The 308-nt window shown below is 67.5% G+C and carries 1 protein-coding gene; it reads right to left on the reverse strand.

Annotated elements, in window-relative coordinates:
- On the reverse strand, nt 1-308 hold a 308-nt coding region (locus tag ADL25_RS18795), incomplete at both ends, for a transposase (RefSeq protein WP_199839177.1).

The following is a 308-nucleotide window of genomic DNA, read 5'->3' on the forward strand; positions in this document are numbered from 1 at the left end:
GCAGGGCCGCGAACTCGGCCTCGATCCAGTTCAGCCAGGATCCGTAGGTCGGCAGGAAGACCAGCTCGACCTCGTGGCCGGCCGCCCAGGCACGGACCTTGGCGTGCTTGTGCGGGGAGAAGTTGTCCAGCACCACATTCAGCTTCTGGCCGGGCCAGCGGGCCCGCAGGGCCTTGAGCAGGTCGAGGAACTCACACCAGCGCTTGCGGGGGCGGATGCGGTAGTACAGCTTGCCGGTGGCCAGATCGAGGGCGGCGATCATGTGCCTCACACCGCCGTAACGGTTGTAGGTGGCCCGTAACCGGCGC

The sequence above is a fragment of the Streptomyces sp. NRRL F-5122 genome (assembly GCF_001507435.1).
Taxonomy (GTDB): Bacteria; Actinomycetota; Actinomycetes; order Streptomycetales; family Streptomycetaceae; genus Streptomyces; species Streptomyces lannensis.